The sequence below is a fragment of the Xylophilus sp. genome (genome assembly GCA_009914555.1).
Taxonomy (GTDB): Bacteria; Pseudomonadota; Gammaproteobacteria; order Burkholderiales; family Burkholderiaceae_C; genus WNDY01.
In genome coordinates, this window is the sequence record WNDY01000005.1 from 39,449 (window position 1) to 53,891 (window position 14,443).

The following is a 14,443-nucleotide window of genomic DNA, read 5'->3' on the forward strand; positions in this document are numbered from 1 at the left end:
TCGCATCGCGGGGAGGAAAGCCGTCAGAAGTCGAACTGCGCCGACACCGTCAGCGTGCGCGGCAGGCCGGTGGTGGAGTAGCCGTTGATGCCGGTGATCCAGTACGCCTTGTCGGTCACGTTTTCGAGGTTGGCGCGCAGCACCACGGGCGTGTTCACCAGCTTCGTTGCGTAGCGCGCGCCGAGGTCCAGGCGCGTCCAGCCGGGCGTGCGCAGCGTGTTGGCGGCGTCGATGTAGACGGCCGACGAGCTGATGACGCGGCCGTTGAGGCTCAGGCCCGGCACCCACGGCGTATCCCAGTCCAGGCCCAGGTTGTAGTTGTGGCCCGGCACGCCCGTGGCCTTGTTGCCCTCGTTGGCGCCGCCTTGCTGGCGGGTGAGCTTGGCGTCGTTGAACGCCGCGCTGGCCATCAGGCGCAGGCCGCGCTGCAGTTCGCCGTAGGCCGTCAGCTCTAGGCCGCGGTTGCGCTGCTCGCCGCCGTAGCTGTAGTGGTTCTTGCTGGGGTCTGTAGTCGAGGTCGTGGAGTAGCCGCTGGGCTGCTTGATCTGGTAGATGGCGGCCTGCGTGGTGATGCGGCCCCAGTCCGCCTTGACGCCCGCTTCGATCTGCTTGGACTTGTAGGGCGGGATGACCTCGCCCGCGTTGTCGTAGGCCGGGCTCGCCGTCTCGGACACCTTGCTGCCGCGCGTGAGGCCGGCTGTGTAGTTGGCATAGACCGAGGTGTTGCGCGTCGGCTTGAACACCACGCCCCCCAGCGGCGTGGTGCTGCTGGCCTTGTAGTTGCCGGACAGGCTGGAGCTGACGGTGGAATATTCGTTGGCTGCGGTCGATGCGTAGGTGAACGCATAGTTCGTGTAGTCCATCGTCTGCCTGCGCGCGCCCACCGTGACCAGCAGGCGGTCGTCGAGGAAGGCCAGGGTGTCGGTGATGGCGATGCTGTGCTGCTTGTTCTCGGTGGACTTGAGCGGCGAGCCGTGTGCGCTGGACAGCGGGGCGGCGGCCACGGGGCTATACAGGCTCGACGCGGTGGAGACCGAACTGTAGGTGTAGTAGTAGCTCGAGTCCTGCGACATGTAGTTCAGGCCCAGGGCGACCGTGTGCTTGACGGCGCCGGTGGCGAAGCGGGTGCGCAGGCCGAGGTCGGCTGACTTGGACTCCAGGAGCTGGTCGTACCAGGCATTGGTGATGCTGAACGTGCCCGCGGCGTTGGGCCTGCCGCTGGGGAAGTCCTGCGCAGACTTCGCCTGCGACCAGCCGATGCCGCCGTAGAGCGTGGTGCTGTCGCCGATGTCCTGCTCCAGGCGCGAAGAAACGAGCTTGAGGCTGTCCTTGAGCTTGGCGCCGGGGTAGATGGCCGTTCGCGGATCGGGCACGGCAGGCACCGAACTCGCGTTGGCCAGGCTGGTCTGGTTGCGGTAGTTCTCCGTCTTGCCGTCGGTGGCGACGGCGTCGAGCGACCAACGGGTGCGCCCGCCCGCGTAGTCCAGACCGAGGGAGCCGAGGTTGAGGTTCTGCTTGCCGCCGTCGATGGTGCCTTCGCCGCCGCGCACGAGGCCGTTGACGCGGATGCCCCATTCGTTGTCCTGGCCGAAGCGGCGGCCCACGTCCAGGTGGGCGCCGAAGTTCGCCTTGCCCATGTAGCTGGTCGTCAGGCGGGTGAGCGGGACGTCGCCCGCGCGCTTGGTCACGACGTTGATGCTGCCGCCCACGCTGCCGCTGGGGCCGACGCCGTTGGTCAATGCGCCGGGGCCCTTGAGCACTTCGATGCGTTCGATGAATTCCAGCGGAATGCGGGTGGCCGGGGCCAGACCGTACAGGCCGTTGATGCTGACGTCGGTGTTGGACAGGGTGAAGCCGCGGATCTGGAATTCATCGCCGTAGCCGCCGCGTGCGGTCAGCGGGCGCACCGATGCGTCGTTCATCACCACGTCGGACACGCTCTGGGCCTGCTGGTTCTCGATCAGCTCCGAGGTGTAGTTGGTGGTGCTGAAGGGCACGTTCATCAGATCGACCCGGCCCAGCAGCCCAAGTCGCCGCCGCGCGCCAGCTGGCCGCCCGAATAGGTCTTCTGCAGGCCGCCGATGGCTTCGGCCTGGTCGGTCACCTCGACCTGCTGGAGCGTCGAGCCCGACGGTGCGGTTTGCGCCGCCACGCCGGCCGCGGCGACGGCGAGCCCGGCGCCGAGGCACTGGCGGATCAGGCGCGCAAGCGGCGTGGGTGCGAAGCAGGGACGGGCATGCGAGGAATGGCTGCTCATGGTTTTCATGGTTGCTGGTGGTTGAGAAAAAAGCGGAAAAGGGGACCGTGCAGGCGACTCAGAAGCTGGCGCGCAGCGTGAGGCTCGCGTTGCGCGGATCGCCGTAGGTGAAGTAGGTGGCGGTGGGGGCGAACTTGACGTAGTACACCTTGTCGAGCAGGTTGTTGACGTTGAGCTGCACCGCGTACCGGGGATTGATGCGGTAGCCCACCATGGCGTCGACGACCGCGTAGCCGCCCTGGCGGGAAGTGGCCTCGCCGACCGTGGGGCATGGCGCCGCTCTGGACCCGCGCGCCGCCGCCCACGGTCCGGCCCTGCAGTGAGCCGCCGAGCCGGCGGCTTCGAGCTCCCAGCCTTCGCTGCGGCTCTTGCCGCCGGCCACCTTGCAGTAGCCGGTGCTGGCGGGGTCGGCCGGGCCGGGGCTGGCGCTGCTGGTGTCGTCTACGGCCTTGCCCACGTCGGTGATGCGGGTCGCCGCCGATGTCATAGACCAGCCCGGCGTAGGGGGTGGTCGCGCGCGCGATGCCGTAGCTGCCGGACGCCGTGGCCGGCTCGTCGTGGCGCCACCAGCCCATGCGGGCGCCGACGAGGGCGGTGAGCCGGCCGGTCAGCGACAGGCGGGCGGTGGAGTAGATGCCCTGCTGCTGGGTCTGCGACGGCGTGCCGGCATAGGCCGTTGCGTTGCCGGGCGTGTAGAAGGGCTCGGGATAGCTGGTGTAGGGGTTCCAGCTGCGCAGGTCCACGCCGCGCAGCGGGCTCACGCCCCAGTAGCCGGCGGTGCCGGTGTTCTTCACGTGCAAAGTCTGCGCGCCGACGGTCAGCATGTGCTGGCGACCCAGCAGCGTGAAGGGGCCGTCGGCCACCAGCGCCGCGGCCGTCTGGGCGCTGGAGCCGCCGTCGTAGATCGCGGTGCTGACATCCACCAGGTCGGGATCGGTGGCGCTCGCGCTGGTGAACGAGGTCTGCCTGAAGCCGTCGGAGCGCAGCCGCGCATGCGCGGCGCTGAGCCGCAGGCCCCAGCCGTTGTCGAGCCGGTGGGCGAGCTCGGCGAAGGCCTGGTCGTTGTGGCGGTCCCAGCGGTTCCAGGAGGTGCCCAGGTAGGTGCTGCGCGGCAGGCCGAGCTGGCTGCCGTCGGCGTTGGCCGGCAGCCCGCCCCAGGAGCCGGACGCATCGGGCTCGGTGTGCTGGAGGCTGGCGGTGAGCATGGTGCGCGGGCCGAGGTCGGCCTCGACGACGCCGTAGAGCGCCCTGCGTTCCTCCCGGCGCCCGGTCTGGAAAAAGCCCTTCGCCTCGGCCACTGCCACCGCGCGGCCGCGCACGGTGCCGGCGTCGTTCAGGGGGCGGGAGAGATCGGCCTCGGCGCGGCGGCGGTCCCACGAGCCCAGGGTCAGCGCGGCCGAGCCCCCGGCCTCCCGCGCCGGGCGCTTGCGCACCAGGTTCACTGCGGCCGACGGATGACCTGCGCCGCGCAGGATCTCGATGCGATCCAGCATGGCGGTGTCGGGCTGGATGAAGATCGACGCCGATGCGTTCTGGTCGAGCGTCAGGCCGTCGACCTGCAGGGTGTCGATCTGGTGGCCGCGCGCGTAGTAGTTCACACGCTCGCTGTCGATGTAGTCCACGGTGATGCCCGGCGTGTGCTGCAGCACGGCATGCAGGTCGGGCAGCGCACGGTCGTCCATCCACTGGCGTGTGGCCACGCTGACCGGCTGCGGGATGCCGCGCACCGTCTGCGCAGCCTGGAAGGCCGTGACGGCGCCGGTGAAGGGTCATGAATGCTCGGTCGTGGCGCTGGCCGGCGCTGCCGCGGCGGCGCTCACGGTGACGGTGGGAAGCGTGGCGTCGCCGGCTGCCGGCGGGCCATCCGGGCCCGCGCGCCGCAGCGCGGAGACGCCGTCGGCCTCGCGGACGGCGCGCAGGCCGGAACCTTCGAGCAGCCGGGCGAAGCCGGCCTCCACCGTGCACTCGCCCTGCAGCCCGCCGGACCGCAGGGAGGCGAGGGCGGCCGCATCGCAGGACAGGGCGACGCCGGCCGCATGGGCATACTGCGCCACCGCCTGGGGCAGCGGGCCCGCCGCGACGGCATAGTGCCGCGTGGCCGCTGCCTGGCCCTGGGCCAGGGCGCAGGGCAGGGCCAGCACGGCGACCAGGGCTGCCACGGCCCACGGCGGCGCCGGCCGCGCGGCGCGGGCCGGCGGGCGGTAGGCGGAAGGTCGGGCGGCTCCGGGGGACATGGCAGGAAACGGTAGTCTCGAGCGGTATGTCGTTCGAGGTGTGCCGATCCTGCAAACAGGAATCGTTTTTTTCTCTGCGGGCTGCCGGCGGGCGCTTCAGCGGGGCCCGACGTCGACCCAGAAGCGCGTGCGGTAGCGCGCCTGCACCGGGAAGCCTTGCGCCGGCGCGGCCAGGGCACGGTCGGTGTCGTCCAGCGGGAACGCGCCCGAAACCCGCAGGCCGGCCACGCGCGGGTCGCGCGGCTCGCCATGGGCCGGCAGGAGCCGCACGGCCGCCTCCATCACCGCCACGCGCGTGGTGCCATCGGCTGCGAGCTGCACCGAAAAGCGCGTGCCCAGCGCCAGCACGCGGCCCTGCGGCGTCTCCACGCTGAACGGCCGGCCCAGCGGGTCGGGGTGCGTGGCCACGAAGATGCGGCCGGCATGCAGCCGGAGCATGCGCTGGCGGGCGCCGAAGGCCTCGTCGACCGCGCTGGCGGTGTCCAGCGCGAACTGCGCGCCATCGGACAGTGCGACGCTGCGGCGTTCGCCGGTCGCGGTGCGGTGGCTGGCCTGCCACTGCTGCCAGGGCAGCAGCTGCCAGCCGAGCAGGCCGGCCGCGCCGGCGCCGAGGGCGAAGCCGCGCAGGGCCTAGCGGCGCGCCGGTGGGCGGCCGGGCGCATCGAGGCCGGGCAGGCCGGCCGGCAGGCGGGCGAGCCGCGCCTCGACGGTCTGCACCTTCTGCCAGGCGCGCCGGTGCGCGGCCGAGGCGGCGTGCCAGCGCTGCCAGCCGGCATGCGCCTCGGGCGCGGCGGCCTCGCCGCGCAGCCGCGTATGCCAGGCCGCCGCTTCGCGCAGGGCGCGGCGCTCCTCTTCGCCGGCGCCTGCGGCGCCGGGCGGCGGACGCTCAGGCGAGCTCAAGGCAGCACTGCTCCATCGCGCGGGTCAGGTAGTTGCTGACGGTACGCAGCGACACGCCGAGCCGCTGCGCGATCTCGGGATAGCTCAGCTCTTCGAAATGCGACAGCAGGAAGGCCCGGCGCACCTTGTCCGGCAGACCGCCGAGGGCGCGGTCCAGCGCGGCCAGCGTCTGCCGGACGGCGGTCTGCTCCTCGGCGGAGACCGCTGCCTGCTCGGGCTGGATGGAGAGATAGTCGAGGTAGGCCTGCTCCAGCGTGCGGCGCCGGAAGAAGTCGGCCGCCAGTCCGCGCGCGACCGTGGCCAGGTAGCGCTGCGGCTCGCGGATGTCGTGCAGGGATTCGGGGGCGCGCAGCAGGCGCACGAAGGTGTCCTGGGCGAGATCGGCCGCGTCTTCGCTGTTGCCCACCCGCTTGCGCAGCAGGCTCTGCAGCCAGCGGTGGTGTTCTTCGTAGAAGGCACGCATGGAGACGGAGCGAGCGGCGGTCACGGCGGATTCAATGAGAAGGATTATCAATTATAGGTGCCGACGCCGGGTGCGTCCCTCCGGCAGGGGCCGCAGGGTAGGCACAATACGGACCGCCATGCTGATGTACCCCCGAATCGATCCCAGCGCCCTGCAACTCGGGCCGCTGTCCATCCACTGGTACGGCATCACCTACCTCGCGGCCTTCGGCCTGTTCCTGTTCCTGGGCTTTTGCCGCCTGCGCCACGAGCCCTATGCGTCGCTGCCGGCCGAGCGGGCCTGGACGCGCAAGGACGTGGAGGACCTGCTCTTCATCGGCGTCGTCGGCGTGGTGGTCGGCGGCCGGCTCGGCTATTGCCTCTTCTACAAGCCCGGCTACTACCTGAGCCATCCGCTCGAGATCTTCGCTGTGTGGCAGGGCGGCATGGCCTTCCACGGCGGGCTGCTCGGCGTGCTCGCGGCGATGACCTGGTTCGCCCACAGCCGCCGCAAGCCCTGGCTGGAGGTGACCGATTTCGTCGCGCCCTGCGTGCCCACGGGCCTGGCCGCGGGCCGCGTCGGCAACTTCATCAACGGCGAGCTCTGGGGCCGCTTCAGCAGCCCGGACCTGCCCTGGGGCATGGTGTTCCCGCAGAGCGGCTCGATGCTGCCGCGCCACCCGTCGCAGGTCTACCAGTTCCTGCTCGAAGGGTTGCTGCTGTTCGTGCTGCTGTGGTTCTATGCGCGCGGGCCGCGCCGGCTCGGCGAGGTGTCGGGCGCCTTCCTGGTGGGCTACGGCGTACTGCGCTTCACGGCCGAGTTCTTCCGCGAGCCCGACGACTTCCTCGGCCTGCTGTCGCTGGGCATGAGCATGGGCCAGTGGCTGTGTGTGCCGATGATCGCCGCCGGCATCGCGCTCTGGGCGTGGGCGTCGCGCCAGCGGGCGCCTGCCGCATCGCTGCGTTGACAGGCATTTCAGGGGTATCTTATGAAAGCGCCCGAAGGACGGGCGCTGCATGGGTATAGGCCAGGGGGTATCAGGCCGCGACCGGCTCTTCCTGAGGGGCGGACGCCTGCTTCTGCTCCTGCCGCTGCTTCCAGACCTCCGGCACGTCCTTGCCGAAGACGTGGCCCTGGACGATCTGCGAGCGGAAGCCGTCCACGCCCACGGGAATGTCGCCGGTGATCGTGGTGCGGTAGAGCACGCGCTCGACATCGAGGTGGTCGAGGTCGGTCGGCGCCTGGTGCGCGGTGGCACGGTTGTCCCAGAACGCGATGTCGCCGTTGTTCCAGCGGAAGCGCGTCGTGTAGGCCGGTCGCGTGATCTCCTCGAAGAACAGCTCAAGCAGCCGGTCGCTTTGGCGCGGCAGCACGTCGAGGATGCGCGCGGTGAAGCCGGGGTTGACGAACAGCGCGCGCTCGCCGGTCTCGGGATGCACCCGCACGACCGGATGGATGGATACCAGCGGGTTCGCGTTGACGCGCTTGGCGAACGGATGGTCGGCGGGGTAGTGGGTGCTCGCGAAGAAGCGGTGCTCGGCCTTGAGCGAATCGGCCAGGTCTTTCAGCGGCTGCGGCAGCCCCTCGTACGCAGCCACGAGGTTGGTCCAGGTCGTGTCGCCGCCGACGGCCGGCACGTTCACCGCGCGCAGGATCAAGACGGCCGGCGGGTTTACCGCGGCCGTCACGTCGGTGTGCCAGCGGCTCTCGTAGCTCGCGCGGCGGACGCCGTTGCGCTTCTCGTAGCGGCTGCGGTCGATCGGCAGCAGCTGCGGGAAGTCGGGGATCGGCTCGTCCTCGTGCGGATGGGCATAGGTCACCTCGCCGAAGCGGCCGGTGAAGGCGATCTGCTGCGCATGATCGATGTCCTGATTGCGGAAGAAGATGACCTTGTAGCGGAGCAGGGCGCTGCGGATGTCGCGCACCTGCTCGTCGCCGAGCGCGTGCTTGAGATCGACACCTTCGATTTCCGCGCCGATATGCCCAGCAATGGGATTGACCTGAACCGTGGAAGCGACGTCTTGCGTCATGGTGACCCCTTTGGAAAACAAAAATGAATCGAATCGGAGGGTCTCTCGCCCCAAGCGGATCATGGTGGCGAAAGACGGTGGAAATTAGCAAAAGCCGTGCCGCCCGCGCGGGGCGTATTCGTCGCAGCATTCCATCAAACGGTGTCGTGAATCGGGCGCGCGGCCGCATCCGGCATGTTGCGGCCGCACCAGTGCTGCTGGATTCCAGCACCGGTGCGCGTCCGGTCCGAAGCGGCGGCTCCGCGGTGGCGATGGCCTGGTTTTTGCAGTCGCCTCTGCGGCTCGCCGGTAATATATTTTCCGGTCTTTCAAATGAGGATTTTTCAACAGGCTGATTCCATGAGCACACGCAAGCTCCACCTGGGCGCATTTATTCTCCCGACTGGGCATCACGTCGCCGCCTGGCGGCATCCCGGCTCGCGGATCGACGCCGGCGTCGATATCGACCACTACATCGCGCTGGCGCAGTTGGCCGAGCGCGGCCGTTTCGACCAGATCTTCTTCGCCGACAGCCCCGGCCTGTGGCAGCGGGGCGACAGCGAGGCTTTCAGCCGCCAGGGCCGGGTGTCGCACCTGGAACCGGTGACCGCGCTCTCCGCCATCGCCGTGCCCACGAAGCACATCGGCCTCGTCGCCACGGCGTCCACCACCTACGAGGACCCGTACCTGCTCGCGCGCAAGTTCGCCTCGCTCGACCACATCAGCAAGGGCCGGGCCGGCTGGAACATCGTCACCACCGGCGCCGAGAGCGTGCACGGCAACTTCGGGCTCGACCGCCATCCCGAGCCGGAGGTCCGCTACGAGCGGGCCCATGAGTTCCTCGACGTGGTCAAGGGCCTGTGGGACAGCTTCGAGGACGACGCCTTCATCCGCGACGCGGCCTCCGGCGTCTACTTCGACCCGGGGAAGCTGCATGCGGTCAACCATGCCGGCAAGCACCTCAAGGTGGCCGGGCCGCTGAACATCGAGCGACCGCCGCAGGGCTGGCCGGTGCTGGTGCAGGCCGGCTCGTCCGAGCCCGGCCGCGAACTGGCCGCGGCGACGGCCGAGGCCATCTTCACCGCCTGGAACACGCTCGGGGAGGCCCAGGCGTTCTACCGCGACGTGAAGGGCCGGCTCGCGAAGTACGGCCGGCGCCCGGAGGAACTGCTGGTCCTGCCGGGCATCTCGCCGGTGGTCGGCCGCACCGAGGCCGAGGCCCGCGAGAAATGGGCGGAGCTGCAGAAACTCATCCATCCCTCGGTCGGCCTCAACACGCTGTCCCATTTCTGGCCGGTCGAAGAAATCGCGACATGGGATCTGGACGCGCCGCCGCCCTATTATCCCGAGGCGCCGGCCGGGCGCAGCAGCCGTTTCCACGTGGTCATCGCGCTGGCGAAACGCGAAGGCTATACGGTTCGCCAGCTGTATGAATATCTCGCCGGTGCGCGCGGCCACTGGTTCGTGGTGGGTACGGCGCAGCAGATCGCCGATGAAATCCAGGCGTGGTTCGACAACGGCGCCGCCGACGGTTTCAACGTCATGCCGCCCGTGCTTCCAGCATCGCTGGAGGATTTTGTCGAACTCGTGGTTCCCGAGTTGCAGCGGCGCGGCCTGTTCCGCACCGAATACGAGGGGACTACGCTGCGGGATAATCTGGGACTCGCACGTCCGGCCAACCGGTTCGCCGCGAAGCAGTAAATCGACGCAGAATATCGGCAAAGGGCGCCCGCGTGCGACGCGGGCGCCCTTTTTGCGTTTGCGCCGGCGCATGTGTCCGCGGTTCTGTGGCATCTTGCCTTTCCGATGTGTCTATTTTCCGTCGTCCAGGCGGTTTTCGATGCGAGGAATGCGACTAAACAAGATCGCCGATCGGCTTTGACGCGGGCCCGTGCGCGGAAAGAAACTCGGCCCCCCCGCAAGCGAGGGAATGCGGGTGCCTTCCGTCGATTTCCTCGAAACCCGGCACAACCCATGCAACTGCTTCCTGCAAAGGTCTATCTCGCCACCTATGGCGCGAGCGGCGCGATCCTGTCGGCGCTGCCGGTCTTCCTGCCGCTCATCCTGCTCGACCGGCTCGCCGCGGCGACCTATGCGTCGCTGCTCGTGATGTCCGGCCTCGTCACCTTGGTGCTGGTGCCGCTGCTCGGCCCGGCGACCGACCGCTACGGCAGCGCCCGGGTGTTGATCGTGGGCGAGGGCCTGTTCCTCGGCAACCTGCTGTTCGGCTGCGTCCTCGTCGCGGCCGCGCGGGCGCCCGTCGCGGGCTGGGCCGTCCACTACGCCCTGTCGGGTGCGCTGGGCGCGCTCATGATGCCCGCGCGTGCGACCGTCATCCAGGCGCTGGTGCCCGAAGCCAGCCTCGCGCGCTACCTCGGCTTCGAGAGCGCCGTCTCCGTCTCGGGGCGGCTGTTCGGGCCGACGCTGGCCGGCGCATGGATGATCGCGGCGCGCCCGTCCGACGGCTACTTCGCGGTGGTGGCCGTCTGGTGCATGCTCTGGCTCGTGCACGTCGCCCTGCTGCGGTCGCTGCTGAAAACCCGGGCGGGGGCGGGCGCAGCGCGGCCCGCGGCGCTCGCGGGCTGGCTGCGCGAGGCCGGCGCGGGCCTCGCGCTGCGCTGGCGGCTGCGCACCGAGCGCTGGCTGACCGTGCAGGCGGGCATTGAGCTGTTCGCCATCGTGCCGGCCTTCTCGATGAACCTCGCCCTGGCCGTCAAGGCGCTCGGCTGGGGCAACGTCTGGCTCGGCTGGCTGCAGGCCGGCTGCGGGCTGGGCTTGGTCGGCGCCAACCTCGTGGCCGGGCGCATCACCGACCGCTGGGGCAGTTGGCGCACCGCGCAGGCGGCCGGCACTGCCTGCGTGGCCGCGATGTTCGCGACGGCGGCCTACGTGGCGGGGTCGCAGCCGTGGGGCGCCTGCGTGGCCGTCTGCATCGCCAACTTCGCCATCGGCCTGCGGATCTTCTGCGGCCGGGCGCAGCGGCGGGTCGCCCTGCCGAAGGAGTACCTCGGCCGTTTCGCGGCCAGCCACGCGCTGGTCAACGCGCTGGCCGCGCAGCTCGGCAACGCGCTCGCCGCCGTGGCGTTCGCCGCGCTGGGCGCGGCTTCGTGGTACGTCATCGGCGCGCTGGCGTTCGGCCTCGCCGTGGCCATGACCGGCCTGATCCCGGACTGGCGCATCCTGATGTCGCTGCCCGTCGCGCAGGCGCGGGGCTTCTACGGGACGCGCGGCGCGGGCCGGCCCTGAGGGGGCGCTTTCAGTCCCGCGTCCGGATGAAGGTCTGCACGATGTACTTGGCGCCCGATTCGGGCACATGGCCGCAGTGCATGTAGTTCCAGCCGGCCGGGAACAGCAGCAGGTGGCCGGCCCGCGGGCAGACCTTGACGCCCTGGTGGAAGAACTCGGTCTCGCCGCCCCGCAGCACATCGTTGAGGTACAGGATCAGCGCCACCACCCGGTTGCCATGGTTGCGGCCCAGTGCGTCGGCGTGCCAGCGGAAGTAGCCCTCGTGCCGGGAATACATCTGGATCTTGTAGCCGGTGCCCTGCAGGGCGAAGGACTGCAGCACCGGGCTGCGGGCCAAGTAGTGCTGCACGCAGTCCGTGATCCGCGGGTGGATGCTGCGGAACACCTCGCGCCAGGCGCCTTCGTCGCGGATCTCCAGGTCCCAGGAGCGCTTGGTCTGCTCCTGCCGGGCCACCTCGCCCGCGTGGCTGATGATCCTGCCGCGCCACTTGGCCGGATCGCGGTCGAAGCGCTCGACGATGTCGCGGCACAGCGCCGCGTCCAGCGCCCGGTAGACGGTGATGAAGTCCTCGTCGTAGACCACGTCGGCCGGCGGCGGGGCGGTGGCGGCATCGGTCATGGATCCTTCGTCGCTCTGCATGAAAGTGGACGGGTGGCCGCGGCTGCGCATTCAGGAATCCGCCAGCAGGGCCTGCCGCGCGCCGGACGGCTCGAACTCCTCGAGGATGTCGTCCTTGATCGCGGCGAAGTCGGCGCTGCCGCGCGCACGGGGGCGCGGCAGCTCCACCTTCACGATGCGGCTGATGCGGCCGGGCCGGGGCTGCATCACCACGACGCGGTCGCCGAGGTAGATGGCTTCCTCCACATCGTGCGTCACGAGGATGGCCGTGATGCCCTCGGCCAGGCAGATGCGCTGCAGCTCGCGCTGCAGCCGGCTGCGCGTGAGCGCGTCGAGGGCGCCGAACGGCTCGTCGAGCAGCAGCACCTTCGGCCGGTTGACGAGCGCGCGCGCGATGGCCACGCGCTGCGACATGCCGCCCGAGAGCTGGTGCGGGTATGCCTTCTCGAAGCCCTGCAGCCCCACCAGCGCGATGTGCTCCTGCACGCTGCGGCGCTTGTCCTGCGGCGTGCCGGGCGCGTTCAGCAGGCCGGTGGCGATGTTCTGCTCGACGGTCTGCCACGGAAAGAGCCGGTGCTCCTGGAACACGATGCCACGGTCCAGGCTCGTGCCTTCGACCGGCTGCCCGCCGACGCGGATCTCGCCCGCGTAGTCGCCCTCCAGCCCGACGACGAGGCGCAGCAGCGTCGATTTGCCGCAGCCGCTGGCGCCCACGATGCTCACGAATTCGCCCGCGGCCACCGAGAGCGTGATGTCCTGCAGCACCTGCAGGGGCGTGCCCTTGACGTCGTACTGCTTGGAGAGGTGCCGGATCGCGACCGGGCTGCCGTGCTGGGCCATGCGGGGGATTTCCTTCGGTGGGGTGTTCAGTATTTCGCTGTGGATGTGCCGCGCCAGCGCAGGGCCCGGCGTTCGAGCCAGCCTGCCGCAAGGTTGAGCGCGAAGCCGACCAGGCCGACGACAGCCACGCCAAGGAGGACTTGGTCCATGAGGAAGTGCTCTCGCCCGTCGACCAGCAGCGTGCCGATGCCGGCGCCCGAGGTGAGCAGGTATTCGGCGCCGAGCGTTGCCAGCCAGGCATAGAGCAGCGCGAGGTAGATCCCGGTGAAGATCGAGGGCAGGGCGGACGGCAGCACGACCTGCCGCAGCAGCTGCGCGCGGCTGAACTTCAGCACACGCGCGACTTCCACGAGCTCGCGCGGCACGCTGCGGATGCCCTCGAACGTGTTGAGCATGACCGGGAAGAACGCAGCCAGCGAGAGGAATGCGATCTTCGCCGTGTCGCCCAGGCCGAACCAGACCGAGATGAGCGGGATCCAGGCGAGGATCGACACCTGCTTGATTGTGTGCAGCGTGGGGCCGATCATCTTCTCCAGCAGCCCCGACAGCCCCAGTGCCGTGCCCACCAACGCGCCGGCCAGCGAGCCGGCGGCGAAACCGGCGAGGAAGCGGCTCCAGCTCGCGCCGAGCGACTGCCACAGGGTGCCGCTGTCGGAGAGGTGCACGGCGGTGGACCAGACCTTGCCGATCGGCACGAGCAGCTCCGAGCGGGTCCAGCCGAAGTGGTAGGCAGCCCACCACAGGCCCAGCAGGGCCGCCGGCAGAGCGAGCCCGCGCAGCACGCTGCGCGCGGAAAGCGCCGGCGTGCTGCGCGGTGCGGAGGATACCTGCGCCATGGTGTTACTGGAAGGACGCGCGCCGCCAGTGCAGCAGGCGGCGTTCGATCACGGCCAGCACCTTGTCGAGCGCGAAGCCGATCGCGCCGACCACGACCACGGCCGCGAGCACCACGTCGAGCTGGTAGAGCTGGCGGCCGTAGACGATCAGGAAACCCAGGCCCTCCGAGGAAGCCAGCAGCTCCACGCCGACCAGCGCCAGCCAGGCGTGCGTGAGCCCGTAGCGGATGCCGTTCCACAGCGGGGGGAACGCGGCCGGCAGGATCACCCGCCACACGAGCTGCGTGCGGCTGAAGCGGAATACGCGCGCCACCTCGACCCAGGACGTCGGCACGTTGCGCAGCGCGCCGTAGGTGCTCAGCGCGATGGGCACCAGCGTGGCCTTGGAGATCAGGATGATCTTGAGCGCCTCGCCGATGCCCACCAGCATCATCAGGATCGGCAGCCAGCCCAGCGACGGCACCTGCGCGACCACCTTGAAGGTGGGAAAGAGATAGTCTTTGGCCAGGGGCGACAGGCCCATGAGGATGCCGAGCGCGCTGCCCAGTGTCGTGCCGATGACGAATCCCAGCGCCATGCGCTGCAGGCTGATCTGTGTGTGCTCCCGCAGCTCGCCCGAGGCAAACAGTTCGCCGAACGTCTGAGCCACCGTCAGCGGCGAAGGCAGGATCTGTGGCGGCAGCCAGCCGAACTGGGAGGCCAACTGCCACAGCAACAACACGGTCAGCGGGAACGGCCAAGCCAGCGCGGCGCCGCTCGCTTGCGTACGCCAGCCGAACGCCCGGTTGACGGCACGCTGCCAGCGCGGCAGTGCAGGGACTGTTTCCTTCGAGATCGGCAGGGCCGTTTCAGCGAACGAAGGCGGCGCCATTCAATAGTCCTTCCAGCAGGGCATGCACAGGCTTCTCATTACTTAATCTATGAACATCAGTCGGAAAATGAATTAGACCCTGTGCATTTTCGGCCTCATCGAAGCGCCAGCGCGTTCGGCCGGTGCGAGAGCATCCTTTTTGCGTAAGTCGTGTGAACTTCAACTCTGCCAAGGCTTGGAAGCAAGTCC

The 14,443-nt window shown here is 69.7% G+C and carries 16 protein-coding genes and 1 pseudogene; 4 read left to right on the forward strand and 13 right to left on the reverse strand.

The window, feature by feature from the left end; genetic code table 11:
* Positions 1-23: 23 nt before the first annotated feature.
* The 8 genes and pseudogenes from GAK38_RS04535 to GAK38_RS04570 form a co-directional block, all read right to left on the reverse strand.
* A complete protein-coding gene (locus GAK38_RS04535) occupies positions 24-1,997 on the reverse strand; it encodes a TonB-dependent receptor (protein ID WP_325341807.1) in 1,974 nt (657 codons plus the stop codon).
* A gap of 5 nt (positions 1,998-2,002) precedes the next feature.
* The gene (locus tag GAK38_RS04540) at positions 2,003-2,257 is read right to left on the reverse strand and encodes a hypothetical protein (protein WP_325341809.1); all 255 of its coding nucleotides are present in this window, start codon (positions 2,255-2,257) and stop codon (positions 2,003-2,005) included.
* 58 nt (positions 2,258-2,315) lie between these two features.
* A complete protein-coding gene (locus tag GAK38_RS04545; RefSeq protein WP_325341964.1) occupies positions 2,316-2,744 on the reverse strand; it encodes a TonB-dependent receptor domain-containing protein in 429 nt (142 codons plus the stop codon).
* Positions 2,745-2,796: 52 nt separating this feature from the next.
* Positions 2,797-3,939: pseudogene (locus GAK38_RS04550) on the reverse strand (TonB-dependent siderophore receptor); the annotation flags it as partial.
* An 87-nt stretch (positions 3,940-4,026) separates the two neighbouring features.
* Positions 4,027-4,491 carry an STN domain-containing protein gene (locus GAK38_RS04555; protein WP_325341811.1) on the reverse strand — a complete coding sequence of 155 codons (465 nt, stop codon included), beginning with the start codon at positions 4,489-4,491 and terminating at the stop codon, positions 4,027-4,029.
* Positions 4,492-4,587: 96 nt separating this feature from the next.
* Positions 4,588-5,118, reverse strand: a complete 531-nt coding sequence (locus GAK38_RS04560; RefSeq protein WP_325341966.1) for a FecR domain-containing protein — start codon at positions 5,116-5,118, stop codon at positions 4,588-4,590.
* A gap of 3 nt (positions 5,119-5,121) precedes the next feature.
* The gene (locus GAK38_RS04565) at positions 5,122-5,391 is read right to left on the reverse strand and encodes a DUF4880 domain-containing protein (protein ID WP_325341812.1); all 270 of its coding nucleotides are present in this window, start codon (positions 5,389-5,391) and stop codon (positions 5,122-5,124) included.
* Entirely contained in the window at positions 5,378-5,878 is a 501-nt protein-coding gene (locus GAK38_RS04570; RefSeq protein WP_325341814.1) for a sigma-70 family RNA polymerase sigma factor, read from the reverse strand. Before GAK38_RS04570 ends, GAK38_RS04565 begins: the two co-directional genes overlap by 14 nt.
* 94 nt (positions 5,879-5,972) lie before the next feature.
* Between GAK38_RS04570 and lgt the strand changes: the two genes are divergently transcribed.
* Positions 5,973-6,800 carry a prolipoprotein diacylglyceryl transferase gene (gene lgt, locus GAK38_RS04575; RefSeq protein ID WP_325341816.1) on the forward strand — a complete coding sequence of 276 codons (828 nt, stop codon included), beginning with the start codon at positions 5,973-5,975 and terminating at the stop codon, positions 6,798-6,800.
* A gap of 70 nt (positions 6,801-6,870) precedes the next feature.
* Here the strand turns inward: lgt and GAK38_RS04580 are convergent, their stop codons facing one another.
* Entirely contained in the window at positions 6,871-7,863 is a 993-nt protein-coding gene (locus GAK38_RS04580) for a TauD/TfdA dioxygenase family protein (RefSeq protein WP_325341818.1), read from the reverse strand.
* Between the two features lie 77 nt (positions 7,864-7,940).
* Between GAK38_RS04580 and GAK38_RS04585 the strand changes: the two genes are divergently transcribed.
* The 3 genes from GAK38_RS04585 to GAK38_RS04595 all read left to right on the forward strand — a co-directional run bounded on the left by GAK38_RS04585 (position 7,941) and on the right by GAK38_RS04595 (position 11,088).
* Entirely contained in the window at positions 7,941-8,198 is a 258-nt protein-coding gene (locus GAK38_RS04585) for a hypothetical protein (RefSeq protein ID WP_325341820.1), read from the forward strand.
* Between the two features lie 4 nt (positions 8,199-8,202).
* On the forward strand, positions 8,203-9,543 hold the full coding sequence (locus GAK38_RS04590; RefSeq protein WP_325341822.1) for an LLM class flavin-dependent oxidoreductase: 1,341 nt from the start codon (positions 8,203-8,205) through the stop codon (positions 9,541-9,543).
* 273 nt (positions 9,544-9,816) lie between these two features.
* On the forward strand, positions 9,817-11,088 hold the full coding sequence (locus GAK38_RS04595) for an MFS transporter (protein ID WP_325341824.1): 1,272 nt from the start codon (positions 9,817-9,819) through the stop codon (positions 11,086-11,088).
* A gap of 10 nt (positions 11,089-11,098) precedes the next feature.
* On the opposite strand, the gene GAK38_RS04600 is transcribed toward GAK38_RS04595, so the two are convergent.
* The 4 genes from GAK38_RS04600 to GAK38_RS04615 are packed head-to-tail and all read right to left on the reverse strand — an operon-like array spanning position 11,099 to position 14,254.
* Positions 11,099-11,707, reverse strand: a complete 609-nt coding sequence (locus GAK38_RS04600) for a 2OG-Fe(II) oxygenase (protein ID WP_325341826.1) — start codon at positions 11,705-11,707, stop codon at positions 11,099-11,101.
* A gap of 51 nt (positions 11,708-11,758) precedes the next feature.
* Positions 11,759-12,547, reverse strand: coding sequence for an ABC transporter ATP-binding protein (locus GAK38_RS04605; RefSeq protein WP_325341828.1), 789 nt, complete (start codon positions 12,545-12,547; stop codon positions 11,759-11,761).
* 26 nt (positions 12,548-12,573) lie between these two features.
* Positions 12,574-13,383, reverse strand: coding sequence for an ABC transporter permease (locus tag GAK38_RS04610; RefSeq protein ID WP_325341829.1), 810 nt, complete (start codon positions 13,381-13,383; stop codon positions 12,574-12,576).
* A 4-nt stretch (positions 13,384-13,387) separates the two neighbouring features.
* The gene (locus GAK38_RS04615) at positions 13,388-14,254 is read right to left on the reverse strand and encodes an ABC transporter permease (RefSeq protein ID WP_325341830.1); all 867 of its coding nucleotides are present in this window, start codon (positions 14,252-14,254) and stop codon (positions 13,388-13,390) included.
* Positions 14,255-14,443 lie beyond the last annotated feature (189 nt).